This is a genomic window from Pseudomonas sp. SAS7, from assembly GCF_052112345.1.
Lineage (GTDB): Bacteria > Pseudomonadota > Gammaproteobacteria > Pseudomonadales > Pseudomonadaceae > Aquipseudomonas > Aquipseudomonas putida_Q.
The window spans coordinates 189386-215603 of record NZ_JBEGGO010000010.1 but is presented as its reverse complement, the minus strand read 5'-3'; the positions used below and the strand labels follow the sequence as shown (position 1 = coordinate 215603).

The 26218-nt window shown below is 62.3% G+C and carries 21 protein-coding genes; 3 read left to right on the top strand and 18 right to left on the bottom strand.

The annotated features are described in order from the left end of the window. Nucleotides 1–218: 218 nt before the first annotated feature. From tilS to rpsB, 18 genes are all read right to left on the bottom strand, one after another. Complete coding sequence (tilS, locus tag ABI582_RS17950) at nucleotides 219–1502, bottom strand: tRNA lysidine(34) synthetase TilS (protein WP_442119855.1); 1284 nt, start codon at nucleotides 1500–1502, stop codon at nucleotides 219–221. 140 nt (nucleotides 1503–1642) lie between these two features. Then, nucleotides 1643–2590 (bottom strand): acetyl-CoA carboxylase carboxyl transferase subunit alpha, encoded by a 948-nt coding sequence (accA, locus tag ABI582_RS17945; RefSeq protein WP_338746310.1) that lies wholly within the window; start codon nucleotides 2588–2590, stop codon nucleotides 1643–1645. Between the two features lie 107 nt (nucleotides 2591–2697). Next, nucleotides 2698–6222, bottom strand: a complete 3525-nt coding sequence (dnaE, locus tag ABI582_RS17940) for a DNA polymerase III subunit alpha (RefSeq protein ID WP_442119854.1) — start codon at nucleotides 6220–6222, stop codon at nucleotides 2698–2700. Between the two features lie 210 nt (nucleotides 6223–6432). After that, nucleotides 6433–7056, bottom strand: a complete 624-nt coding sequence (rnhB, locus tag ABI582_RS17935; RefSeq protein ID WP_442119853.1) for a ribonuclease HII — start codon at nucleotides 7054–7056, stop codon at nucleotides 6433–6435. 1 nt (nucleotide 7057) lies between these two features. Next, entirely contained in the window at nucleotides 7058–8185 is a 1128-nt protein-coding gene (gene lpxB / locus ABI582_RS17930) for a lipid-A-disaccharide synthase (protein ID WP_338746307.1), read from the bottom strand. A gap of 1 nt (nucleotide 8186) precedes the next feature. Next, entirely contained in the window at nucleotides 8187–8963 is a 777-nt protein-coding gene (gene lpxA, locus ABI582_RS17925; protein ID WP_019473001.1) for an acyl-ACP--UDP-N-acetylglucosamine O-acyltransferase, read from the bottom strand. After that, nucleotides 8960–9400, bottom strand: coding sequence for a 3-hydroxyacyl-ACP dehydratase FabZ (gene fabZ, locus ABI582_RS17920; protein WP_008094893.1), 441 nt, complete (start codon nucleotides 9398–9400; stop codon nucleotides 8960–8962). The genes lpxA and fabZ overlap by 4 nt, the downstream gene beginning before the upstream one ends. A gap of 114 nt (nucleotides 9401–9514) precedes the next feature. After that, entirely contained in the window at nucleotides 9515–10570 is a 1056-nt protein-coding gene (lpxD, locus tag ABI582_RS17915; protein WP_338746306.1) for a UDP-3-O-(3-hydroxymyristoyl)glucosamine N-acyltransferase, read from the bottom strand. 1 nt (nucleotide 10571) lies between these two features. Next, nucleotides 10572–11075, bottom strand: a complete 504-nt coding sequence (locus ABI582_RS17910) for an OmpH family outer membrane protein (RefSeq protein WP_012270843.1) — start codon at nucleotides 11073–11075, stop codon at nucleotides 10572–10574. A gap of 44 nt (nucleotides 11076–11119) precedes the next feature. After that, a complete protein-coding gene (gene bamA / locus ABI582_RS17905; RefSeq protein WP_442119852.1) occupies nucleotides 11120–13483 on the bottom strand; it encodes an outer membrane protein assembly factor BamA in 2364 nt (787 codons plus the stop codon). Between the two features lie 73 nt (nucleotides 13484–13556). Continuing rightward, nucleotides 13557–14909 carry an RIP metalloprotease RseP gene (rseP, locus tag ABI582_RS17900; RefSeq protein WP_338746304.1) on the bottom strand — a complete coding sequence of 451 codons (1353 nt, stop codon included), beginning with the start codon at nucleotides 14907–14909 and terminating at the stop codon, nucleotides 13557–13559. Nucleotides 14910–14979: 70 nt separating this feature from the next. After that, nucleotides 14980–16170: a 1-deoxy-D-xylulose-5-phosphate reductoisomerase gene (ispC, locus tag ABI582_RS17895; protein ID WP_442119851.1), complete on the bottom strand. Its 1191-nt coding sequence runs from the start codon at nucleotides 16168–16170 to the stop codon at nucleotides 14980–14982. Continuing rightward, nucleotides 16167–16982: a phosphatidate cytidylyltransferase gene (locus ABI582_RS17890; protein WP_442119850.1), complete on the bottom strand. Its 816-nt coding sequence runs from the start codon at nucleotides 16980–16982 to the stop codon at nucleotides 16167–16169. Before ABI582_RS17890 ends, ispC begins: the two co-directional genes overlap by 4 nt. Further along, complete coding sequence (gene uppS / locus ABI582_RS17885; RefSeq protein WP_016485210.1) at nucleotides 16982–17737, bottom strand: polyprenyl diphosphate synthase; 756 nt, start codon at nucleotides 17735–17737, stop codon at nucleotides 16982–16984. The genes ABI582_RS17890 and uppS overlap by 1 nt, the downstream gene beginning before the upstream one ends. 15 nt (nucleotides 17738–17752) lie before the next feature. Further along, on the bottom strand, nucleotides 17753–18310 hold the full coding sequence (gene frr / locus ABI582_RS17880; RefSeq protein WP_016501165.1) for a ribosome recycling factor: 558 nt from the start codon (nucleotides 18308–18310) through the stop codon (nucleotides 17753–17755). Next, entirely contained in the window at nucleotides 18307–19050 is a 744-nt protein-coding gene (gene pyrH, locus ABI582_RS17875) for a UMP kinase (protein ID WP_009686950.1), read from the bottom strand. The genes frr and pyrH overlap by 4 nt, the downstream gene beginning before the upstream one ends. Nucleotides 19051–19229: 179 nt before the next feature. Next, nucleotides 19230–20093: a translation elongation factor Ts gene (gene tsf / locus ABI582_RS17870; RefSeq protein ID WP_016485208.1), complete on the bottom strand. Its 864-nt coding sequence runs from the start codon at nucleotides 20091–20093 to the stop codon at nucleotides 19230–19232. A 185-nt stretch (nucleotides 20094–20278) separates the two neighbouring features. Next, entirely contained in the window at nucleotides 20279–21016 is a 738-nt protein-coding gene (gene rpsB / locus ABI582_RS17865; RefSeq protein WP_016501167.1) for a 30S ribosomal protein S2, read from the bottom strand. 345 nt (nucleotides 21017–21361) lie between these two features. On the opposite strand from rpsB, the gene map reads away from it, so the two are divergent. From map to dapC, 3 genes are read left to right on the top strand one after another with little or no spacing between them, the layout of a single operon-like run. Next, nucleotides 21362–22144 (top strand): type I methionyl aminopeptidase, encoded by a 783-nt coding sequence (gene map / locus ABI582_RS17860; protein ID WP_258655522.1) that lies wholly within the window; start codon nucleotides 21362–21364, stop codon nucleotides 22142–22144. Between the two features lie 41 nt (nucleotides 22145–22185). Then, entirely contained in the window at nucleotides 22186–24888 is a 2703-nt protein-coding gene (locus ABI582_RS17855) for a [protein-PII] uridylyltransferase (RefSeq protein WP_442119849.1), read from the top strand. Nucleotides 24889–24918: 30 nt separating this feature from the next. After that, entirely contained in the window at nucleotides 24919–26115 is a 1197-nt protein-coding gene (gene dapC, locus ABI582_RS17850; RefSeq protein ID WP_442119848.1) for a succinyldiaminopimelate transaminase, read from the top strand. The last annotated feature ends 103 nt before the right edge of the window (nucleotides 26116–26218 follow it).

The following is a 26218-nucleotide window of genomic DNA, read 5'->3' as shown; positions in this document are numbered from 1 at the left end:
AAGGAAGGCCGAAGCCCCCGATCACCTGCGTCAGTCACAGTGCATCTCGAAAAACTGTCGCGTCTGTACAGACCAGGGGTATCCCCGGCATGGAGCTCGCTCGTCATTTTCAGAATCAGCCCAGCAAAAAACTGCTTGGTAACCGGCAACCCCTGTGTTTTCGCGGAAGCCACAGAAGTTGTATCAAGAAGGGAGGGTAGTCTACCGGAATGTACCCTTCATCTCAAACCTTGCGCGCTCGTCGGCAACTGCCAATGCAGCTGGCAATCCGCCTGCACCAGCCCGGGCAGGTTGGCCACCGCCAGCAGGCGCTCGCCCTGATACAGCAATGGCAGGCGCGGACGCAGGAACTGCGGCACCCGCTGCTCGTTGAGCAGGCGCTTGAGGTCGCGCTGGCCGCGGCCGGGGACCTGCAGCATTTCGCCGCCCTGGCGGTAGGCAATGCGCAGGCCAGCCAAGCGCTCGGCGACATCAAGACGCACCCTGCCGTTACCCGGCAGCACCAGGGGCGCAGCTGCATTCAGCCAGGCCATTTCGCCGACAGGCTGCTGCAGCCAGTCGCCGCTCAGCCACCAGATGCGTCCTTGGCTGCGCACCAGCTGCCCATCGGCAAGCCGCCAGACCGGCTGGGCATCGGCGGCGGCATCGCGCAGGTCTGTCCAGCCGGCCCAATGCCGGGTGTCGGGCAAACGAGTGCGCCGGCTCAGCCAATACTGCAAGGCGTTGCGCTGACGGGCCGGCGATAGCGACATCAGGGCGGCCAGATCCAGGGATTCCAGCCCCGACCAGGCAACGGGTGCGCCCTCCTGCGCAAGTGCCAGGTCGCCCTGGGCCAGTTCGTCCAGCAAGCCCTGCGCTTCACCCAGGTGCTCTGCGGCGCGGGCGAGGTTCTGCGCGGCCTGTGGCCAGCGTTGTTGCAAGCGCGGGAACACTTCGCCGCGCAGGTAGTTGCGGGCAAATTGTGTGTCGGTGTTTGACGGGTCTTCGATCCATGCAAGCCCATTGACCTTGGCATAGTCATGCAGTTGCTGGCGTGAACAACCCAGCAACGGCCTGACCAGGGTGCCCTGCCCTAGCGCCCGCTGCCCGGGCATCGCCGCCAGACCACGCAGGCCGGCGCCGCGCAACAGGCGAAAGAGCAGGGTCTCGGCCTGGTCGTCGCGGTGCTGCCCGGTGAACAGAATGTCGCCTGGGCCCAGGGTTTGCCTGAAAGCGGCATAGCGGGCGTCGCGGGCAGCCTGTTCCAGGCTCGCGCCGGGGCTGACCTGGACGTGGATAACCTGGAGTTCGATGCCGAGATTGTCACAGACGGCTTTGCAATGGGCAGGCCAGGCGTCGGCAGCAGCTTGCAGGCCGTGGTGGATATGGATGGCGCGCAGTGGGGGGGATGCGTGGTTGCGGGCGTGGCTGACCAGCAGGTGCAGGAGGACGGTGGAGTCGAGGCCGCCGGAAAATGCGATGCACCAGGTGGGGGCTTGCAGCCAGGGGGTGAGGTTGATCATGAGGGCCTCACATGGCTTGAGATTGCCGGGGGTGCTTTGCACCCCTTTCGCCGGCAAGCCAGGCTCCCACAGTGAGCCTTGTGGGAGCCTGGCTTGCCGGCGAATGGGCCGCGAAGCGGCCCCAGGGCTGAATCAGCGGATCAGAGGCCGTAGCTCATCAGACGCTCGTAACGGCGAGCCAGCAGCGCGTCGCTATCGAACTTGCCGAGCATGTCCAGCTGTTCGATCAGGTCAGCACGGATGCTTTCCGACACTTTCACCGGGTCACGGTGGGCGCCGCCCAACGGCTCCTGGATGACCTTGTCGACGATGTTCAGGCTCTTCAGGCGTTCGGCAGTGATGCCCATGGCCTCAGCGGCGTCGGCCGCCTTGTCGGCAGTCTTCCACAGGATCGACGCGCAACCTTCCGGCGAGATCACCGAGTAGGTGGAGTATTGCAGCATGTTCAGCTGGTCGCACACGCCAATGGCCAGGGCACCGCCCGAACCACCCTCACCGATCACGGTAGCAATGATCGGGGTTTTCAGGCGCGCCATCACGCGCAGGTTCCAGGCGATTGCCTCGCTCTGGTTGCGCTCTTCGGCATCGATACCCGGGTAGGCACCCGGGGTGTCGATGAAGGTCAGGATCGGCATCTTGAAGCGCTCAGCCATTTCCATCAGGCGGCAAGCCTTGCGGTAGCCTTCAGGGCGCGGCATACCGAAGTTGCGGCGTACCTTCTCGCGCACTTCACGGCCCTTCTGGTGGCCGATGACCATGACCGGCTTGCCATCCAGCCGCGCAGTACCACCGACGATGGCGGCGTCGTCGGAGAAGTGGCGGTCACCGTGCAGCTCTTCGAACTCGGTGAAGATGTGCTCCAGGTAGTCCAGTGTGTAAGGACGACGCGGGTGACGTGCCAGGCGGGCGATCTGCCAGCTGGTCAGGTTGCCGAAGATGCTTTCGGTCAGTGTGTTGCTCTTGTCTTGCAGACGGGCAATTTCATCGCTGATGTTCAGCGAGTTGTCGTTACCTACCAGGCGCAGGCCTTCGATCTTGGCTTGCAGGTCGGCAATCGGCTGTTCGAAATCGAGAAAATTCGGGTTCATAGTCATCCGTCTTGGGTCTACGGCCAGGCGGCCGGCCGGTTGATCCGTTTGGCGCCCTACCTTAAGGGATCAGGCGCATTCAGGTCGAGATTAAATTTTTTGTCGGTTCAACGATATTGCAGGAAGACGTTCTCACGCCCGAACTGGTCACGCAGCGCCTGAATCAGCCCGTCGGCCGGGTCGATCGACCACTGCTCACCGAACTGCAGCATGGCCTTGGCGTCGCTGCCGGTGTATTCCAGGGTGATCGGGCAAGCACCGCGATGGCGGGTGATCAGCTCGCCCAGCCACTTCAGCCGGTCGCCTTTCAGCGCCTCGTGCGCCACCTTCAGGCGCAGGCTCTCGGCCAGCTTGGTGCGCGCGTCTTCCATGGTCATCACCTGCTTGACCCGCAGGCGCAGGCCGCCGGAGAAGTCGTCGTTGCTGACCTCGCCTTCGACGACCACCATCGCATCGGCCTGCAGCAAGGACTGTGCCGCCATGAAGGAATCGGCGAACAGCGAAGCCTCGATGCGCCCGGAGCGGTCATCCAGGGTGACGAAGCCCATCTTGTCGCCCTTCTTGTTCTTCATTACCCGCAAGGCAATGATCATGCCGGCGATGGTCTGGGTTTCGCGGGACGGCTTGAGGTCGATGATGCGCTGGCGGGCGAAGCGGCGGATCTCGGCCTCGTACTCGTCGATAGGGTGCCCTGTGAGGTACAGCCCCAGGGTATCCTTCTCGCCCTTCAGGCGCTCCTTGAGGGTCAGCTCGCGCACCTTGCGGTGGTTGGCATAGACGTCGACTTCCACCTCGTCGAACATGCTGCCGAAAAGGTCGACATGGCCGCTGTCAGCCGTATGGGCTGCCTGCTCCGCCGCCTTGATGGCTTCACCCAGCGCCGAGAGCAAGGTTGCACGGTTGATGTCGATGTTGGCCTGGTAAGCCTTGATTTCGTCATGGAAGTGCGGGCCCAGGCGGTCCAGTGCGCCGCTGCGTACCAGTGCATCCAGGGTGCGCTTGTTGACCCGCTTGAGGTCGATGCGCTCACAGAAGTCGAACAGGTCCTTGAACGGGCCACCTTGGGCACGCGCCTCGACGATCGCTTCCACCGGGCCTTCGCCGACGCCCTTGATGGCGCCCAGGCCATAGACGATACGGCCGTCGTTATTGACCGTGAACTTGAAGTCGGAGAAGTTCACGTCCGGCGCGTCGAGGCGCAGCTTCATGCTGCGCACCTCTTCGACCAGCACCACCACTTTATCGGTGTTGTGCATGTCCGCCGACAGCACGGCAGCCATGAACGGCGCCGGGAAGTGGGTTTTCAGCCAGGCGGTCTGGTAGGACACCAGGCCATAGGCGGCGGAGTGGGATTTGTTGAAGCCATAACCCGCAAACTTCTCCACCAGGTCAAAGATGTTACCAGCCAGGTCGGCATCGATGCCGTTGTTGGCGCAGCCTTCGATGAAGCCACCACGCTGCTTGGCCATTTCCTCGGGCTTTTTCTTACCCATGGCCCGACGCAGCATGTCTGCACCACCGAGGGTGTAGCCTGCCATCACCTGGGCGATCTGCATCACCTGTTCCTGGTACAGGATGATGCCGTAGGTAGGCGCCAGCACCGGCTGCAGGCCGTCATACTGGTAATCGGGGTGCGGGTAGGCCAGCTCGGCGCGGCCGTGTTTGCGGTTGATGAAGTCGTCCACCATGCCCGACTGCAGCGGGCCCGGGCGGAACAGCGCCACCAGTGCGATAAGGTCTTCGAGGCAGTCGGGCTTGAGCTTCTTGATCAGCTCCTTCATGCCACGGGATTCAAGCTGGAATACCGCAGTGGTTTCGGCTTTTTGCAGCAGCTCGTAAGTCTTGCGGTCATCCAGCGGGATGAAGTCGATGTTGAGATCTGGCAGGTTTTTCTTGGCCTGCTCGCGGTTGATGATCTCCATCGCCCACTTGATGATGGTCAGGGTCCGCAGGCCGAGGAAGTCGAACTTGACCAGGCCGGCGGCCTCGACGTCGTCCTTGTCGAACTGGGTTACCAGGCCGCCGCCCTCTTCGTCACAGGCGATCGGCGAAAAATCGGTGAGCTTGGTCGGCGCGATAACCACACCACCGGCGTGCTTGCCGGTACCACGCGTAACGCCTTCCAGCTTCAGTGCCATGTCCCAGATTTCGCGGGCGTCTTCGTCGCCCTTGAGGAAGTCGCGCAGGATTTCTTCCTGCTCGTACGCCTTCTCCAGGGTCATGCCCACTTCGAACGGGATCATCTTCGACAGGCGGTCGGCCAGGCCGTAGGACTTGCCCTGCACCCGCGCCACGTCTCGCACTACCGCCTTGGCGGCCATGGTACCAAAGGTGATGATCTGGCTGACCGCATTGCGCCCGTAGGCATCGGCCACGTATTCGATCACCCGATCCCGGCCGTCCATGCAGAAGTCGACATCGAAGTCGGGCATGGAAACACGTTCAGGGTTGAGGAAGCGCTCGAACAGCAAGTCGTAGGCCAGCGGGTCGAGGTCGGTAATCTTCAGCACGTAGGCCACCAGCGAGCCCGCACCCGAACCACGGCCAGGTCCGACCGGCACGCCGTTGTTCTTGGCCCACTTGATGAAGTCCATCACGATCAGGAAGTAACCGGGGAAGCCCATCTGGATGATGATATCCAGCTCGAACTTCAGGCGGTCCAGGTACACCTGGCGCTTCTCTTCGTAATTGGGTGTGGTGTCTTTCGGCCACAACACCGCCAGGCGCTCTTCCAGGCCTTCGTGGGACACAAGCCGCAGGTAGTCGTCAATGCCCATACCGTTCGGCGTGGGGAAGTCGGGCAGGAAGTGCTTGCCCAGCTGCACCTGGATGTTGCAGCGCTTGGCAATCTCGACGGTGTTGGCGATGGCGTCGGGCAGGTCGCTGAACAGCTCGGCCATTTCCTCGGACGATTTCAGGTACTGCTGGTCACTGTAGCCACGCGGGCGGCGCGGGTCATCAAGGGTCCAGCCCTCGCCAATGCACACGCGGGTTTCGTGGGCGTCGAAGTCCGCCTGCTTGATGAAACGCACGTCGTTGGTGGCCACCAGCGGGGCGCCAAGCTTGTCGGCCAGGGCCACCGCCGCGTGCACATATTCTTCATCGCGGGCGCGGTTGGTGCGCTGTACTTCAACGTAGAAGCGCTCGGGGAACATGCCCATCCAGTCTTGCAGCAAGGCGTGCGCTTCTTCGTCCCGGCCGGACAACAAGGCCATGCCGATCTCGCCTTCCTTGCCCGCCGACAGGGCAATCAGGCCCTCGCTGGCAGGGGCGATCCATTCACGCTGAAGGATGACCAGGCCGTTGCGCTGGCCGTCTGTCCAGCCGCGCGAGATCAACTCGGTGAGGTTGCGGTAACCCTTGGGGTCCATGGCCAGGAAGCAGATGCGCGACAGCGGGGCTTCCGGGTCGGCACCGGCCAGCCACAGGTCGGCACCACAGATCGGCTTGATGCCCGCGCCCATGGCGGTCTTGTAGAACTTCACCAGCGAGCACATGTTGCTCTGGTCGGTGATCGCCACCGCCGGCATGTTCATCCCGGCCAGCGCCTTGGCCAGCGGCTTGATCCGCACCAGGCCGTCGACCAGCGAGAATTCGGAGTGGACGCGCAGGTGAACGAAGGGAACCGACATGGAAGATCCTGTAGCAGTGCTTAACGACAAGGGCGGGATTGTAGCTTAAATGGGGAAGAGATTTGGGGCTGCTTGCACCCTCCCTGTAGGAGCAGCCTTGTGCTGCGAAAGGGCCAGTACCGGCACAGCAACTTCATTTACCTGACTGGCGCTTTCGCAGCACAAGGCTGCTCCTACAAGAGCGAAAGGGCCGCGAAGGGCCCTGGCAGGTCAGATCAGGGAATCGGTGACGCCTTCGCGGGCGTCCCAGGCCGCCCGCACCGGGGCAAAGGAACGCCGATGAATGGGCGTAGGCCCCAGGCGCGCCAGCGCCTCAAGGTGCACCGGGGTCGGGTAACCCTTGTGCCCGCCAATGCCATACCCGGGGTAGATCAGCTCGAACGCACTCATCTCACGGTCACGGCTTACCTTGGCCAGGATCGAGGCAGCCGCAATAGCCGGCACCTGGCTATCGCCTTTGATCACCGGTGACGCCGGCACAGCCAGTTTCGGGCAGCGGTTACCATCGATCAGGGCCAGCTTGGGGGTAATGTGCAGGCCTTCCACCGCACGCTGCATGGCCAGCATCGTGGCCTGCAGGATGTTCAGGCGGTCGATTTCCTCGACCTCGGCGCGGGCGATGCAGAAGCTCAGGGCCTTTTCACAGATCTCGTCGAACAGCGCCTCGCGCTTGGCTTCGGTGAGTTTCTTCGAGTCGTTCAGGCCGAGGATCGGGCGCGCCGGATCAAGGATCACCGCCGCCGTCACCACTGCGCCGCACAGCGGGCCGCGGCCCACTTCGTCGACGCCGGCGACCAGGTCTTCGACCAGGTTGAAGTCCAGTCCAATTTGCATGTCAGCGGTCCTTGAGCAAGGCCAGTACCGCCTCGGCCGCCTGGTTGGAGGCGTCACGGCGCAGGGTGCGGTGTATTTCGTCGAAACGTTCGGTCTGCTGGCTGCCATCGCGTACCAGCGGCGCAAGCGTGTTGGCCAGGGCATCGCTGGTGGCGGCGTCCTGCAACAGTTCGGGCACCAGTTCACGCTGGGCGAGCAGGTTCGGCAATGACACGTATGGGCTCTTTACCAGGCGCTTGAGGATCCAGTAGGTCAACGGCGCCAGGCGGTAGGCCACCACCATTGGCCGCTTGTACAGCAACGCTTCAAGGGTGGCTGTACCCGAAGCGATCAAGACCGCATCACAAGCCGCCAGCGCCTGGTGCGACTGGCCATCGAGCAGGGTCAGTGGCAGTTGGCGCCCTTCGAGCATCTGCTCGACCTGGGCACGCCGCGCGGCGTTGGCGCAGGGCAGCACGAAGTGCACGCCTGGCACCTGCTGCTGCAGGCGCTCGGCGGCGTCGAGGAACAACGCTCCCAGGCGCCCTACCTCGCCACCCCGGCTGCCAGGCATCAGTGCAACCACCGGCCCCTCGCCCAGGCCCAGCGCAGCACGTGCTGCCGGGCGGTCGGTTTCAAGCGGTATGGTGTCGGCCAGCGGGTGACCGACAAAGCGCACCGGCACCCCCTGCTCTTCATAGAACCGCGCCTCGAACGGCAACAGCGTCAGCATCAGGTCGCAGCCTTCGCGAATCTTCAGCACGCGCTTCTGCCGCCAGGCCCAGACCGACGGGCTGACGTAATGCACGGTCTTGATGCCGACCTGACGCAGTTTCAGTTCGATATTGAGGGTGAAGTCGGGGGCGTCGATGCCGATGAAGACATCCGGCTTTGCGTCGATCAGTGTCTGGATCAGCAGCTTGCGGCGCTTGAGCAGCTCGCGCAGGCGCCCCAGCACTTCGACCAGGCCCATGACCGCCAGGCGCTCCATGGGGAAGTACGATTGCAGGCCTTCGGCTTCCATCAAAGGGCCGCCAACGCCAATGAAACGTACATCGGGGTGGCGTGCCTTGAGGGCACGCATCAAGCCTGATCCAAGAATATCGCCGCTGGCCTCACCAGCGACCAAGGCTACGCAAAGCGGGGCCATGTCAGCGGGTGATGCCGCGGGCGGAGTTCACGATCGACTGACGGAACAGATCGACCTCAGGGTGCTTCGCCGCCATTTCGGCCAGTTCCTTGAGCGCGTCTTCGACGGTCAGGCCCTGACGATAGACAATCTTGTAGCAACGGCGCAGTACGTGGATCACCTCGTCGCTGAAACCGCGGCGGCGCATGCCCTCGAAGTTCATGCTGCGGGCTTCGGCCGGGCTGCCGAACACGGTGACGAAGGCCGGCACGTCCTTGCCAATTGCCGTACCCATGCCGGAAAACGCGTGGGCACCGATATGGCAGTACTGATGCACCAGGGTGTAGCCGGACAGGATCGCCCAGTCACCCACGTGCACATGGCCGGCAAGGGCCGTGTTGTTGACCAGGATGCAGTGGTTGCCGATGACGCTGTCGTGGCCGATGTGGGCATAGGCCATGATCAGGTTGTGGTCGCCCACGGTGGTTTCCGCACGGTCCTGGACGGTGCCGCGGTGAATGGTCACCCCTTCGCGAAACACGTTGTGATCGCCGATTACCAGGCGCGTCGGCTCACCCTTGTACTTGAGGTCCGGGGTATCTTCGCCAATCGAGGAAAACTGAAAGATACGGTTGTGCTTGCCGATACGGGTCGGCCCTTTGAGCACAACATGCGGGCCGATAACGGTACCCTCCCCGATTTCCACATCGGGGCCAACGATCGACCAAGGGCCGACCTCGACACCGTCGGCCAGCTTGGCCGATGGGTCGATAATGGCCCGAGGATCAATCGAATTCATAGGGAGCGTTCCGCGCATGTGATCTGTGCCGAGCAAACCGGCTTGCCGTCGACCAGCGCGCGGCACTCGAACTTCCAGATCATGCTCTTGCGGCTGAGGAACTTGGCTTCCAGCACCAACTGGTCTCCCGGCAGTACCGGCTGACGGAAACGCAGCTTGTCGGAGCCGACGAAGTAGTACAGGGTGCCATCAGCCGGCTTGGCGTCGAGCATCTTGAAACCGAGGATGCCGGCCGCCTGGGCCATGGCTTCGATGATCAAAACGCCCGGCATGATCGGGTGCGCCGGGAAATGGCCGTTGAAGAACGGCTCGTTGATGCTGACATTCTTGTAGGCACGAATGCTCTGAGCCTCGAAGTCCAGATCCGTCACCCGGTCCACCAGCAGGAACGGGTAACGGTGAGGCAGGTATTCGCGAATCTCGTTGATGTCCATCATTTCGGGGGGGAAGCCTGTAATAAGAATAAGGAGCGCAGGTGCTGAACACACGCTCCTTTAGCAATCCAAAGAGGAGCCAGCTAGCGACTGTTCACTCTTGCTCAGGGAATGGTATCAGCCTTCTGATGTCGGCTGGCCACCTGAGGTCACGGTATCGACGCGTTTTTCCAGCTGCTGGAGACGCTTGGCCATGTCGTCCAGCTGGCGGATCCGCGCAGCGCTCTTGCGCCAGTCAGCCAAAGGCTGCATGGCTGTGCCGGATGAATAGGAACCGGGTTCAGTGATCGAACGGGTTACCATTGTCATCCCGGAAACAAATACGTTATCGCAAATATCAATGTGCCCTACCAAGCCCACGCCCCCGGCCAGCATGCAATGCTTGCCGATGCGCGTACTGCCGGAAATGCCCACACAAGCGGCCATGGCCGTGTGGTCACCGATCTGAACGTTGTGGGCGATCTGGATCTGGTTGTCGAGCTTGACCCCGTCGCCGATCCGCGTGTCGGACAGCGCGCCACGGTCGACGGCAGTGTTGACGCCGATCTCCACGTCATCACCAATGGTGACGCCGCCGATCTGGGCGATCTTGCGCCAGATACCCTTCTCATTGGCAAAGCCGAAGCCTTCGCCGCCGATCACAGCGCCCGACTGGATGACCACGCGTTTGCCGATGATGACGTCGTGATACAACGTCACCCGTGGCGCCAGCCAGCCGCCTTCACCTACAACGCAACGCGCACCGATGAAGCAATGCGCGCCGATGCTGACATCAGCCTCGATGCGCGCACCGCTTTCGATCACCGCGAACGGCCCGATGCTGGCGCTGGCGTCCACCTGCGCGTCCTCAGCCACCACGGCGCTGGGATGGATTCCCGCCACAGCCTTGGGTTTGGGGTCGAACAGGTGGGAAATACGCGCATACGCCTGGTACGGGTCGGCCACGATCAGGGCATTGCCAGCGAAACTTTCGGCATCCGCAGCCTTGAGCAATACCGCACCCGCCTGGCACTTATCCAGGTACTTGCGGTACTGCGGGTTGGCGAGGAAGCTCAATTGACCGGGGCCAGCCTCCTGCAAGGTGGCCAGTCCGGTAATCTGCAACCCCTCGGGCCCCTTGAGGGTGGCACCGAGGGCCTCGGCCAGCTGGCCTAGCGTCATGGTCACACTCATATCAACGGGCTTGGTTCATGCGCTCGATGACCTGGCGGGTGATGTCGTACTGAGGTTTGACATCGATGACCGCACCACGCTCGAGGACCAAGTCGAAACCACCTTTCTTGATCACTTCCTCGACAGCGCCATCCAGCTTAGGCTTCAGTTGCTTGAGCATGTCGCGGTCAGCAACGGCTTTGGCTTCGTTCAGTTCCTTGGACTGGAACTGGAAGTCACGGGCCTTTTGCTTGAACTCGAGCTCAAGGCGCTCACGCTCCTGCTGCTGCATCTTGTCGCCGCCCTTGATCAGGCGGTCCTGGATGCCCTTGGCGCTGCTCTCCAGGCTTTTCAGCTTGGTCAGTTGCGGACCGAACTTCTTCTCGGCATCGACCGCGTATTTCTTGGCGGCATCCGATTCGAGCAGGGCCATCTGATAGTTCAGCACGGCAACCTTCATTTCGGCGAATGCCGGGGTGGCGACCAGCGCCGCGGCCACTACGGCCAGTTGAGCCAATTTACGCACGATGCACTCCTGGATAAACCGTTGTCATTAAGCAAGGGCCGACCTTAGAAGGTCTGGCCCAGAGAGAATTGGAACACCTGGGTATCGGCATCGTCCGGCTTCTTGACCGGCATTGCCAGGCTGAAGCTCAACGGGCCCAGTGCGGTAATCCAGGTCACACCCAAGCCGACCGAACTGGCCATGCCCGAGAAGCCGACCTTCTCGCAATCAGGCTTGTTGCCGCAATTGGTGTCGAACACGTTACCCACGTCCCAGAACACGGAGGTGCGCAGCGAACGCTGGTCCTTGACGAACGGCAGCGGGAACAGCAACTCGACGCCACCTTGCACCAGCACGTTGCCACCGAACGGCAGCGGATCCTGATCCGGGTCACGGATAGTACCCGGCTTACCGTTGGGATCGTCTGCCCCACGGCTCGGGGTGCTGCGCGGGCCAAGGCTGCTGTCCTTGAAGCCACGGACAGAGTTGAAACCACCTGCGAAGTAGTTCTCGTAGAACGGCAGGCCCGAAGTGCTGCCATAACCATCACCATAGCCCAGCTCGGTGTGCAGGCGCAGGGTGTAGTCGTTGCTGATCGGCTGGAACAGCTGGCCACGGTAGTCGAGCTTGAAGAACGACAGGTCGCTGCCCGGAATGGTGGATTCCAGGGTCAGGCTTTGCGAGTGGCCACGGGTGGCCAGCACGCCTTTGTTGAGGGTGGACTCGGACCAGCCGATCGAGGCCTTGAAGTTCAGGAAGTTCTCGCCTTCCTGGTCAAGGAAATCGAAGATCTCGTCAACGGTGTACTTACCGGTCTTGATCTTGTCCTGCTGCACGCTCAGCCCGTAGGTCAGGCGCGAGGTTTCGCTGATCGGGTAGCCCAGGCTGACGCCGGCACCCAGGCTGTCCACTGCGTAGCTGGCCACGTCGACGTCGAGGTCGTCGTAGTCGGTGCTGCGGTAGAAGGCGTTGTAGCCCAGGCTGACGCCATCGGCAGTGAAGTAGGGGTCCACGAAGCCGAAGTTGTAGCGGGTCTGGTATTCCGAACGGGTCAGGCCGACGGATACCTTGTTACCGGTACCGAGGAAGTTGCTCTGGCTGATCGAACCACCGAGGATCAGGCCGGCGCTCTGGGCGAAACCGACACTGGCAGTGATCGAGCCGGAGGCTTGCTCTTCGACGCTGTAGTTGACGTCGACCTGGTCGTCGGTGCCTGGCACTGGCGGGGTCTCGACGTTGACTTCCTTGAAGAAGCCCAGGCGTTCCAGACGGGTCTTGGACTGGTCGATCAGGTAGGTCGAAGCCCAGCCGCCTTCCATCTGGCGCATTTCGCGACGCAGCACTTCGTCTTCGGTCTTGGTGTTGCCGCGGTAGTTGATGCGGTTGACGTAGGCACGCTTGCCCGGGTCGACCACGAACATGATGTCGACCGTGTGGTCCTCGTCGTTAGGCTGTGGCACGCCGTTGACGTTGGCGAAGGTGTAGCCTTCGTTGCCCAGACGGCGGGTGATCAGCTCGGAGGTGGTGGTCATCACCTTGCGCGAGAACACCTGGCCCGGCTGCACCAGCAGCAGCGACTTGACCTGGTCTTCCGGCACTTTCAGGTCACCGGACAGCTTCACGTCGCGAACGGTGTACTTCTCGCCTTCGTTGATGTTGACGGTGATGTAGACGTGTTTCTTGTCTGGCGTGATGGACACCTGGGTGGAGGCGATGTCCATGTTGATGTAGCCGCGGTCCAGGTAGTAGGAACGCAGGCGCTCCAGGTCACCGGACAGTTTTTCGCGGGCATACTTGTCGTCGTTCTTGAAGAACGACAGCCAGTTGGTGGTCTTCAGCTCGAACAGCTGGCCCAGGGTGTCATCATCGAACACGTTGTTGCCAACGATGTTGATGTGCTGGATGGCAGCGACGGTGCCTTCGTTGATCTTGATCTTCAGCGCAACGCGGTTGCGCGGCTGCGGCACGACTTCGGCGTCGACCTCGGCCGAATAGCGGCCCTGGGCCACGTACTGGCGCTGCAGCTCGTTACGCACACCTTCAAGGGTGGCACGCTGGAAGATCTCGCCCTCGGCCAGGCCCGATTGCTTCAGGCCCTTCATCAGGTCTTCGGTGCTGATCGCCTTGTTGCCTTCGATCTCGATGCTCGACACCGACGGGCGCTCGACCACGTTGATGATCAGCACATTGCCATCGCGGTTCAGCTGGATGTCCTGGAAGAACCCGGTCTTGAACAGGGAACGGGTCGAGTCCACCAGGCGGCGGTCATCGGCCTGATCGCCGACGTTCAGCGGCAAGGCACCGAAGACACTGCCAGCGGAAACCCGCTGCAGGCCGTTGACGCGAATATCGGAGATGGTGAAGGACTCGGCGTGAACTTCAGCGATCATCAGTGCGGACATGACCGCAGTTAGCAGCAGACGTTTCATGAAGTCCTTTTATTCCAACTGGCAATAAACAACCTGCCGCGACAACGCGGCAGGTTCGCAATTGAGCGAAGCTTTATAGTCGACCCAGATCGTTGATCAGGGCGAGCAACATCACCCCTATGACCAAACTGATACCGATCTGGACCCCCCAACCTTGCACCCGATCTGACAGCGGACGACCGCGCGCCAACTCGACCAGGTAAAACAGCAAATGCCCCCCATCCAGTACCGGGATGGGCAGCAAGTTAAGAACCCCCAGGCTTATGCTCAGGTAGGCCAGGAAATTCAGGAAATCCCCCACGCCGGACTGGGCTGAAGCGCCCGCCACTTTAGCAATGGTTATCGGTCCACTCAAGTTTTTTACCGAGAGCTCCCCGAACAGCATTTTCTTCAGCGATTCAAGGGTCAGCACGCTCATGTTCCAGGTGCGGGACAAGCCCTCACCCACCGCCTCGAGCGGGCCGTAGCTGATTTCGCGGAGCATGCTGGCCGGCCATTCGCCACCTTTTACCCCGGCGCCAAGATAGCCACCGGCAGCCTTGCCCTCACCCTTGCGCGCCAGGGTCACCGGCACATCCAAGGCAGCGCCGTCACGCTCTACACGCACGACCACTTTGGCATCCGGGCGGGCACGCACGCTGTCGACAACCTGCTGCCACTCCGTCACCGGCACGCCATCGACGCTCAGCAACTTGTCGCCTGTCTTGAGGCCCGCAGCGGCAGCCGGCCCCTTCGGATCAATCTCGGCCAGCACTGGCACTATCGCCGGGCGCCAAGGGTGCAGCCCCAGGGACTGGATAGGGTCCGGCTCGTCAGCGCCTTTGAGCCAGCTGTCCAGCTTGACCTGCAGCTGGCGCTCGGCCGTGGCGCCTTCGTCGCGCACGCCAACCTGCAACGTGCCGCTTTCGCCCAGGCGACGAACCAGCTGCAGGTTGACCGCCGACCAACCGTTGGTCGGCTTGCCGTCGATAGAAACGATTTCCTGACCTGCGGTCAGGCCGGCCGATGCGGCCAGGCTGCCAGCATCGACCGTACCGATCACGGGACGGACCTGCTGGGTACCCAGCATCGCCAGCACCCAGAAGAACAGGATGGCCAGCAGGAAGTTGGCAATCGGGCCCGCCGCGACAATCGCGATACGCTGGCCCACGGACTTGCGGTTGAACGATTGATCAGCCAGCGCGGGCGGTACATCGCCCTCGCGCTCGTCGAGCATCTTCACGTAGCCGCCCAGCGGAATGGCTGCGACCACAAATTCGGTGCCATGGCGGTCATGCCAGCGCAGCAGCGGCGTGCCGAAGCCCACCGAGAAGCGCAGCACCTTGACGCCGCAGCGGCGTGCCACCCAGAAGTGGCCGAATTCATGAAAAGTGACCAGCACACCCAAAGCCACGAGGGTGCCGATAATCATGTAGAGCGCTGTCATGTCCATCTCCGAATGATGTTCAGCGGGCCGGCATCATGCCAACCCCCTCACGAACCTGGGCGGGCTTGCATCAGCGACCGTGACGCCTCAGCCACTCACGGGAAAGCTCCCGGGCACGCTGGTCGGCGGCAAACACCGCGTCCAGCGACGGCAGCGGCACGACGGGCTCCTGATCGAGCACCTGTTCGATCATACCCGCGATCTCCGGGAAGCGGATACGCCGCTCAAGAAATGCCTCGACAGCCACTTCGTTGGCCGCATTGAGTACCGCGGGTGCGCTGTTGCCGGCCTCGGCAGCCTGCCGCGCCAGGCGCAGGCAAGGGAAGCGCTGTTCGTCGGGCGCCTGGAAATCCAGACGGGCGATGGCGAACAGGTCCAGCGGAGGCACCCCGGAATCGATGCGTTCAGGCCAGGCCAGGGCATTGGCGATGGGCGTGCGCATGTCCGGGTTACCCAGCTGCGCCAACACCGAGCCATCCACGTAATCGACCAGGGAGTGGATGACACTCTGTGGGTGCACCACCACCTCGACCTTGGCCGGCGCGGCATCGAACAACCAGCAAGCCTCGATCAGTTCGAGCCCCTTGTTCATCATGCTGGCCGAATCCACGGAAATCTTGCGCCCCATCGACCAGTTGGGGTGCGCACAGGCCTGCTCCGGCGTCACATTGAGCAACGCCTCGACCGGCGTTTCACGGAACGGGCCACCGGAAGCAGTAAGCAGTATCCGGCGTACGCCAACCGCGCTCAGGCCGCGAGCGTAGTCGCCGGGCATGCACTGGAAGATCGCATTGTGCTCGCTATCGATCGGCAACAATACGGCGCCGCTGCGCCTTACTGCCTCGATGAACAGCGCACCGGACATCACCAGGGCTTCCTTGTTGGCCAGCAACACCTTCTTGCCCGCCTCCACGGCAGCCAAGGTGGGGCGCAGCCCGGCGGCGCCAACAATCGCTGCCATCACCGCATCCACTTCGGCCGCCGAAGCCACCTGGCAAAGCCCGGCCTCGCCTTCCAGCACCTCGGTGGCGCAGCCGGCCGCTGCCAGGGTTTCGCGCAGCCGTACGGCTGCCTCGGCGCTCGGCACTACAGCGAACGCAGGACGATGGCGTACACACAGGGCCAGCAACTCGTCGATCCGCGAATACCCGCTGAGGGCGAACACCTGGTAGCGATCGGGGTGGCGCGCGATCACATCCAGCGTGCTCAGGCCGATGGAGCCGGTGGCCCCGAGCACGGTAATACGTTGCGGGCGACTCACATCACACCCCATTCGGCAGCCCACAACAACACGGCGAAAATCGGGATCGCCGCCGTAAGGCTGTCAATGCGGTCGAGCACGCCGCCATGGCCGGGCAGCAGGTTGCTGCTGTCCTTGATACCGGAACGGCGCTTGAACATGCTCTCTGTCAGGTCACCCACCACCGAGGACATGACCAGCAGCGCGGCACCCAGCAGGCCCAGCAGGATCTGGCCGAAACCCCAGTCGCGGCTGATGCCGACCACCAAGGTAATTGCCAGGCTGACCGCCAGGCCGCCATACACGCCTTCCCAGCTCTTGCCCGGGCTGACCTGCGGCGCCAGCTTGCGCTTGCCGAAAGCCCTGCCAGAGAAGTAGGCGCCAATATCGGCAGCCCACACCAGCACCATGACCGACAGGATCAGCCAGTTGCCCAGCGGCCAGTGCTTGAGCAGCACCAGCCCCTGCCAGGCCGGCAGCAATACCAGCAGGCCGATCAGCAACCGGCAGGCCGCACTGGCCCACAGCTCGCTGCTGCGCGGGTAGGTAAGCACCAGCCAGGTGGCCAGCCCCCACCAGATCACCGCGGCACCCAGCACCCAGGGCGCCAGCTCCGGAAGGATGTACAGCAACATCAGCGCTCCGGCGACCACTGCGGCATAGGCGAGACGCAGCGGCTGGGCCATCAACCCGGCGAGGCGGGCCCATTCCCAGGCGCCAAGGGTCACCACGAAGCCGATGAACAGGGCGAAATCCCCGCCGTTGAGCAGGAAGAAGCCACCCAGCGCAATCGGCAGCAGGATCAGCGCAGTAATGATGCGTTGTTTAAGCATTAAGCACGAGCTCCAGCCTCGACCTGCTCGCTGGTCTTACCAAAGCGGCGCTGGCGCGAAGCGAAATCGGCCAGGGCATTGCGCATGGCCTCGTGTTTGAAGTCCGGCCAGTACAGGTCGGAGAAGTACAACTCGGCGTAGGCCAGCTGCCACAACAGGAAATTGCTGATGCGGTGCTCGCCACCGGTGCGAATGCACAGGTCCGGCAACGGTAGCTCGCCGGTTGCCAGGCAGGTCTGCAGCAGGCCCGGGGTGATGTCTTCCGGACGCAGGTGCCCGGCCTGCACTTCCCGCGCCAGCCGCTGTGCGGCCTGGGCGATGTCCCACTGGCCACCGTAGTTGGCTGCGATCTGCAGGATGAAGCGGTTGTTGCCGGCGGTCAGCGCCTCGGCCTCGCGCATGGCAGCCTGCAGCTCGGGATGGAAGCGCGAGCGGTCACCGATGATGCGCAAGCTGATGTTGTTCTCGTTGAGGCGCTTGGCTTCACGGCGCAAGGCCGAGAAGAACAGCTCCATCAGCGCACCGACCTCTTCGGCGGGGCGCTGCCAGTTTTCGCTGGAGAACGCGAACAGGGTCAATACCTCGACCCCGGACTTGGCACACACCTCGATGACCGCGCGAACGGCGTCGACACCCGCCTTGTGCCCGGCAACGCCGGGCAGCAGGCGTTTTTTCGCCCAGCGGTTGTTGCCATCCATGATGATCGCGACATGACGCGGCACCGAGGACGGCGCCACTGGCTTGGTCTTTTCCATTAAGAAACCCCGGCCTTAGACGGCCATCAGGTCCTTTTCCTTGGCCTTGAAGGCAGCATCGACTTCGGCAACGAACTTGTCGGTAAGCTTCTGGATCTCGTCAGCGGCGCGACGTTCTTCGTCCTCGCTGATTTCCTTGTCCTTGGTCAGCTTCTTCAGGTCGGCCAGGGCGTCGCGGCGCACGTTGCGCACGGCCACCTTGGCATCCTCGCACACGCCGCTGGCCTGCTTGGTGTAGCCCTTGCGGGTTTCCTCGGTCAGGGCTGGCATCGGCACGCGAATGGTGGTGCCGGCGCTGGACGGGTTCAGGCCCAGGTCGGAGGTGAGAATGGCCTTCTCAATGGCAGCGCTGAGGTTCTTGTCGTGAGCGACAATCTTCAGGGTGCGGGCATCTTCGACGCTGATCGCAGCTACCTGGTTCAGCGGCATTTCGCTACCCCAGGCAGTGACTTTGACGCTGTCCAGGATGCTTGGGTGGGCACGACCGGTACGGATCGCCGCCAGGTGACGACCCAGCGCCTCGATGGACTTGCCCATGCGGTCCTGGGCGTCTTTCTTGATGTCGTTGATCATTTTTGAACTTCCTCGATCAGGGTTCCTTCCGCGCCGCCGTGCACGATGTTCAGCAGGGCGCCGGGCTTGTTCATATTGAAGACGCGCAACGGCATCTTGTGGTCGCGGCAAAGACAGATTGCCGTCAGATCCATCACACCCAGCTTGCGATCCAGCACTTCATCGTAGGTCAGATGATCGAACTTCTCGGCATGCGGGTCCTTGAATGGATCAGCAGTGTATACACCATCGACCTTGGTTGCCTTCAATACCACGTCGGCATCGATTTCGATGGCGCGCAGGCAGGCAGCAGAGTCGGTGGTGAAGAACGGGTTGCCGGTACCGGCAGCGAAAATTACGACTTCTTTGGCGTTCAGGTGGCGCATGGCTTTGCGGCGATCATAGTGATCGGTCACGCCAACCATGGAAATAGCCGACATGACAATGGCGGTAATGTTCGCCCGCTCCAGCGCGTCACGCATGGCCAGGGCGTTCATTACGGTCGCCAGCATGCCCATGTGGTCGCCGGTGACGCGGTCCATGCCGGCTGCACTGAGCGCCGCACCACGGAACAGGTTGCCACCGCCGATCACCAGACCTACCTGAACACCGATGCCGACCAGTTGGCCGACTTCCAGCGCCATGCGATCCAGGACCTTGGGATCGATCCCGAACTCTTCCGAGCCCATCAGGGCCTCGCCGCTAAGTTTGAGTAGAATGCGTTTATAGCGAGCCTGATGACCACTGCCCTGCTGAGCCATTGCGAATCTCTCCTGCGGCGTTTGTAAAAAATTCTGGCGGGCTGCTTGAGCCTGCATGTAACTCTAACGTGACGCAGCGACTGCGTCAGCGAGCGACGGTCTCGTAAACCGCTCCCGCTTTGACAAAGAGGCTGCGCGCGTGAGCGGGCAGCCTCTTTGGGGCGACAGACGGGGCTGTCTTACTGCTTGGCAGCAGCTACCTGAGCGGCAACTTCAGCAGCGAAGTCGTCGACTGGCTTCTCGATGCCTTCGCCTACTTTGAAGTAGGTGAACGAAACGATTTCAGCGCCGGCTTTCTTGGCCAGCTCGCCAACCTTGACTTCCGGGTTCATGACGAAAGCTTGCTCTTTCAGCGAAGCTTCGGCCTTGAACTTGGTGATGCGGCCGTTGATCATGTTCTCAACGATGTTTTCCGGCTTGCCGGCGATCTTGTCGGCGTTCAGCTGCAGGAAGACATTCTTCTCGCGCTCGATGGCCTCGGCGGAGATTTCCGACGAATCCAAGAACTCAGGGTTCGACGCTGCAACGTGCATGGCGATGTTCTTCGCCAGCTCGACGTCACCGCCTTTCAGAACGACGACAGCGCCGATCTTGTTGCCGTGCAGGTAGGCACCAACAACGTCACCCTCAACGCGCACCAGGCGACGGATGTTGACGTTTTCGCCACACTTGGCAACCAGGGCTTCACGAGCAGCTTCACGCGAGGCGATCAGCGGAGCGGCGTCGGTCAGCTTCTGAGCAAAGGCTTCTTCAAGGCTTTCGGCAACGAAGTTCTTGAAGTCGTCTTGCAGGGCCAGGAAGTCGGTCTGCGAGTTCACTTCCAGCAGAACGGCGGATTTACCGTCGGTCTTGACCGCGATAGCGCCTTCAGCAGCGACGTTGCCAGCCTTTTTGGCGGCCTTGATGGCGCCCGAGGCACGCATGTCGTCAATGGCTTTTTCGATGTCGCCGCCAGCCTTTTCCAGGGCTTTCTTGCAATCCATCATGCCTTCGCCAGTACGCTCGCGCAGTTCTTTTACCAGCGCTGCAGTAATTGCTGCCATTTCAAAATCCTCTTGGAAAGTTTTTCAACCATTCCACCCGCTCGACACGGGCGTTAAATTCTGCGAATCCGCTGTTGTTATCTCAGCCAACCCATAATGCGGGGCCCATGCTGACAGCAGGATTTCAAGGTGGCAAAAAGGGGGCAAAGCCCCCTTTTTGCGTGCCAAGTAGACGCTAGCGCCTATTACTCAGCAGCAGGTGCAGCCGCTTCTTCAACATAGACTTCGGTGCCGCCAGCAACGTTGTTGCGGCCGCGGATGATGGCGTCGGCCATCGAAGTCATGTACAGCTCGATGGCGCGGATGGCGTCGTCGTTGCCTGGGATGATGTAGTCAACACCTTCCGGGCTGCTGTTGGTATCGACAACGCCGATAACCGGGATGCCCAGCTTGTTAGCTTCGGTGATAGCAATGCGCTCGTGATCAACGTCGATCACGAACAGGGCATCAGGCAGACCGCCCATGTCCTTGATACCACCCAGGCTGCGGTCCAGCTTTTCCAGATCGCGCGAACGCATCAGGGCTTCTTTCTTGGTCAGCTTGGCAAAGGTGCCATCTTCGGCCTGGGTTTCCAGGTCGCGCAGACGCTTGATCGAAGCACGGATGGTTTTGTAGTTGGTCAGCATGCCGCCCAACCAGCGGTGGTCAACGTATGGCGAACCGGCACGAGCAGCTTGCTCGGCGACGATCTTGCCGGCGGAACGCTTGGTGCCGACGAACATGATCTTGTTCTTGCCCTGAGCCAGACGCTCTACGAAAGCCAGAGCTTCGTTGAACATTGGCAGGGTTTTTTCCAGGTTGATGATGTGGATCTTGTTACGCGCGCCGAAAATGTACTTGCCCATTTTCGGGTTCCAGTAACGGGTCTGGTGGCCGAAGTGCACACCGGCCTTCAGCATATCGCGCATGTTGACTTGGGACATGATAGTTCCTTGATAAGTCGGGTTGGGCCTCCACGCATCCCAATGACCAACCCGCAAATTCGAGAATCCGGGGCACCCAGGTCATCGTGTCGACACGTGTGTGGGTTTAAGCTGACGGGGTCGTCCCCGAAAGCGGCGCATGTTATACCACAGACCGCGAGCGAACGAAACCCGAATGAGGTTGCGTCTGTCAGCGGTTTTTGCAGCGCCCCGCCAAACAGGCCAGAATGCCTCCTGTAGACAGCAGCATGGCCGCCTTTATCCCGACAGAGTGCCGCCCTGCTCTGCTAGAATCCGGCCTTTCCCGTTTGTTCGCGCCGCGTGCGGCGCCGTAGAGAGCCTGTAATGACCGTCAACATCAAGACCGCAGAAGACATCGAGAAGATGCGCATCGCCGGCCGCCTGGCCGCTGACGTGCTGGAAATGATCGAAGAGCACGTCAAGCCCGGTGTTACCACCGAAGAGCTCGACCGCCTGTGCCACGACTATATCGTCAACGTCCAGCAGGCCATCCCGGCGCCCCTCAACTACAAGGGCTACCCGAAGTCGATCTGCACCTCGATCAACCATGTGGTCTGCCACGGCATCCCCAACGACAAGCCGCTCAAGGACGGTGACACGCTGAACATCGACGTCACCGTGATCAAGGACGGCTACCACGGCGATACCAGCCGCATGTTCCACGTCGGCACTGTGCCGGTGTGGGCCGAGCGCCTGTCCAAGGTTACCCAGGAGTGCATGTACAAGGCCATCGAGCTGGTAAAGCCGGGCTGCCGCCTGGGCGATATCGGCGAAGTGATCCAGAAGCACGCTGAAAAGAACGGCTTCTCGGTGGTGCGCGAGTTCTGCGGCCACGGCATCGGCAAGGTGTTCCACGAAGAGCCGCAGATCCTGCACTACGGCCGCGCCGGTACCGGCATGGAGCTTAAAGAAGGCATGACCTTCACCATCGAACCGATGATCAACCAGGGCAAGGCCGACACCAAGGTGCTGGGCGACGGCTGGACCGCCATCACCAAGGACCGCAAGCTCTCGGCCCAGTGGGAACACACCCTTGTGGTGACCGCGACCGGCTACGAGATCTTCACCCTGCGCAAGGACGACACCATCCCGCGCACCTCGGCCTGACCGCACCGAGACAGGCCACCCGACGACAGGAACGTGACGCGATGCCCCAGGTGGACCCCGAGCTGTTCGATCGCGGCCAGTTCCAGGCGGAACTGGCCCTCAAGGCGAGCCCCATCGCCGCCTTCAAGAAAGCCATCCGCCAGGCCGGCGAGGTGCTCGACAAGCGTTTTCGCAGTGGCAGCGAAATCCGACCGCTGATCGAAGCCCGCGCCTGGCTCGTCGACAATATCCTGCAACAGGCCTGGAACCAGTTCGACTGGGGCGACCACAGCGGTATCGCCCTGGTCGCAGTGGGTGGCTACGGGCGTGGTGAACTGCACCCGCATTCAGACATCGATCTGCTCATTTTACTGAGCGCCGCCGAGCACGAGCAGTACCGCAACGCCATCGAGCGTTTTCTCACCCTGCTGTGGGACATCGGCCTGGAAGTGGGCCAAAGCGTGCGCACCGTCGACGAATGTGCCGAACAGGCCCGCGCCGACCTGACGGTAATCACCAACCTGATGGAAAGCCGCACCATTGCCGGCCCCGAAGCCCTGCGCCAGCGCATGCTGGAGGTGACCAGCACCGCGCACATGTGGCCGAGCAAGGACTTCTTCCTGGCCAAGCGCGCCGAACTCAAGGCCCGTCACCACAAGTACAACGACACCGAGTACAACCTCGAACCTAACGTCAAGGGCTCGCCCGGTGGTCTGCGCGACATCCAGACGGTGCTGTGGGTGGCCCGCCGCCAGTACGGCACCCTGAACCTGCACGCGCTGGCCGGCGAAGGTTTCTTGCTGGAAAGCGAAAACGAACTGCTGGCTTCTTCCCAGGACTTTCTGTGGAAAGTGCGCTACGCCCTGCACATGCTGGCCGGTCGCGCCGAGGACCGCCTGCTGTTCGACCACCAGCGCAGCCTCGCCGCACTGCTGGGCTACAGCGACGAGAACCCCAAGCGGGCAATCGAGCAGTTCATGCAGCAGTACTACCGGGTGGTGATGAGCATCAGCCAGTTGTGCGACCTGATCATTCAGCACTTCGAAGAGGTCATCCTCGCCGACGAAGACAGCGGCACCACCCAGCCGCTGAATGCACGCTTTCGCCTGCATGACGGCTATATCGAGGCTACCAGCCCGAACGTGTTCAAGCGCACACCGTTCGCCATGCTGGAAATTTTCGTGCTGATGGCCCAGCACCCCGAAATCAAGGGCGTGCGTGCCGACACGGTGCGCCTGCTCCGTGAGCACCGCCACCTGATCGACGACACCTTCCGCACCGATATCCGCAACACCAGCCTGTTCATCGAGCTGTTCAAGTGCGAAATCGGCATCCACCGCAACCTGCGGCGGATGAACCGCTACGGCATCCTTGGCCGCTACCTGCCGGAGTTCGGCCTGATCGTTGGGCAGATGCAGCACGACCTGTTCCACATCTATACGGTCGATGCGCACACGCTCAACCTCATCAAGCACCTGCGCAAGCTGCAGTACACGCCGGTGTCCGAGAAATTCCCGCTGGCCAGCAAGCTGATGGGGCGCCTGCCCAAGCCCGAGCTGATCTACCTGGCCGGCCTTTACCACGACATCGGCAAGGGGCGCCAGGGCGACCATTCCGAGCTGGGCGCAGTGGATGCGCAGAAGTTCTGCGAGCGCCACCAGCTGCCGGCCTGGGACAGCCGGCTGATCGTCTGGCTGGTGCAAAACCACCTGGTGATGTCGACCACCGCCCAACGCAAGGACTTGTCCGACCCGCAGGTGATCAACGACTTTGCCCTGCACGTGGGCGACGAGACGCGCCTGGACTACCTGTATGTGCTGACCGTGGCCGATATCAACGCCACCAACCCCAGCCTGTGGAACTCGTGGCGGGCCAGCCTGCTGCGCCAGCTCTACAGCGAGACCAAGCGCGCCTTGCGCCGCGGGTTGGAAAACCCGCTGGACCGCGAAGAGCAGATCCGACAGACCCAGTCTTCGGCACTGGATATCCTGGTGCGCGAGGGCACCGACCCGGACGATGTCGAGCAGCTGTGGTCGCAACTGGGCGATGACTACTTCCTCAAGCACACTGCCGCCGACGTGGCCTGGCACACCGATGCGATCCTGCAGCAACCGGCCGATGGCGGGCCGCTGGTGCTGATCAAGGAAACCACCCAGCGCGAGTTCGAAGGCGGCACGCAGATCTTCATCTACGCCCCTGACCAGCACGATTTCTTCGCCGTGACGGTGGCGGCCATGTCGCAGCTGAACCTGAACATCCACGATGCACGCATCATCACGTCGAGCAGCCAGTTCACCCTCGACACCTACATCGTGCTGGACAACGACGGCGGCTCTATCGGCGACAACCCGCAGCGGGTCAAGCAGATTCGCGACGGCCTGACCGAAGCGCTGCGCAACCCCGAGGACTACCCGACCATCATCCAGCGCCGGGTACCGCGCCAGCTCAAACACTTCAACTTCCCGCCGCAGGTGACCATCCTCAACGATGCCCAGCGGCCGGTGACGATCCTCGAAATCACCGCACCAGACCGCCCAGGCCTGCTGGCCCGGCTGGGGCGGATCTTCCTGGAGTTCGACCTGTCGCTGCAGAACGCCAAGATCGCCACCCTCGGCGAACGGGTGGAAGACGTGTTCTTCATCACTGATGCCGACAACCAGCCGCTGTCCGACCCGCAACTGTGCAGCCGCCTGCAGGAGGCCATCGTCCAGCAGTTGCAGGCCGGCCAGGCCAGCGATGCCAGCCCTACCCGCGTGACCTTTTAACGACTAGACGATTGACGAGACCTTGCGCCGATGAACCATGCCTTGACCCAGCTTCAGCCCTACCCGTTCGAGAAACTCCGTGCCCTGCTGGGCAGCGTGAAGCCTGCGGCAGACAAACGCGCCATCGCCCTGTCAATCGGTGAGCCAAAGCACGAATCACCAGCGTTCGTCGCCCAGGCCATGGCCGACAACCTCGACAAGCTGGCGGTATACCCAAGCACCATCGGCCTGCCCGCCCTGCGCCAGGCCATCGGCCAGTGGTGCGAGCGGCGTTTTGGCGTGCCGGCCGGCTGGCTGGACGCCGACCGCCACATCCTGCCGGTCAATGGTACCCGCGAGGCGCTGTTCGCCTTCACCCAGGCCGTGGTCAACCGCGACGATGATGGGCTGGTGGTCAGCCCCAACCCGTTCTACCAGATCTACGAGGGCGCAGCCCTGCTCGCCGGTGCCACCCCGCACTACCTGCCGTGCCTGGAAGCCAACGGGTTCAACCCGGACTTCGATGCCGTGCCTACGGAAGTCTGGAAGCGTTGCCAGATCCTGTTCCTGTGCTCGCCGGGCAACCCCACCGGTGCGTTGGTGCCGATGGACACCCTGAAGAAGCTGATTGCCCTGGCCGACGAGCACGACTTCGTGATCGCCGCCGACGAGTGCTACAGCGAGCTTTACTTCGATGAAGACGCGCCACCACCGGGCCTGCTGACCGCCTGCGCCGAGCTCGGCCGCAGTGACTTCAAGCGCTGCGTGGTGTTCCACAGCTTGTCCAAGCGCTCCAACCTGCCGGGCCTGCGTTCGGGCTTCGTGGCTGGCGACGCTGAGATCATCAAGCCGTTCCTGCTGTACCGCACCTACCATGGCTGCGCCATGCCGGTGCAGACCCAGCTGGCCAGCATCGCCGCCTGGCAGGACGAGGCGCATGTACGCGCGAACCGCGACCAGTACCGCGCCAAGTACGATGCCGTGCTGGACATCCTGCAGCCGGTGCTGGACGTGCAGCGCCCGGACGGCAGCTTCTACCTTTGGGCCAAGGTGCCGGGCTGTGATGCCGAGTTTACCCGCGACCTGTTCGAAGCCCAGCATGTGACCGTGGTACCGGGGTCGTACCTGTCGCGTGAGGTGGACGGTGTAAACCCTGGCGCAGGGCGCGTGCGCATGGCGCTGGTTGCACCGCTGGCCGAATGCATCGAGGCGGCCGAGCGGATTCGCGCCTTCCTGCAGAACCGCTGATTCAGCAATGCTTTAATTCTGTGCAGAACCTGTGGGAGCGGGTTCACCCGCGAACACCGGCGCAGCCGGTGCCATACACCGCGTCGTCTGATTCGCGAGTGAA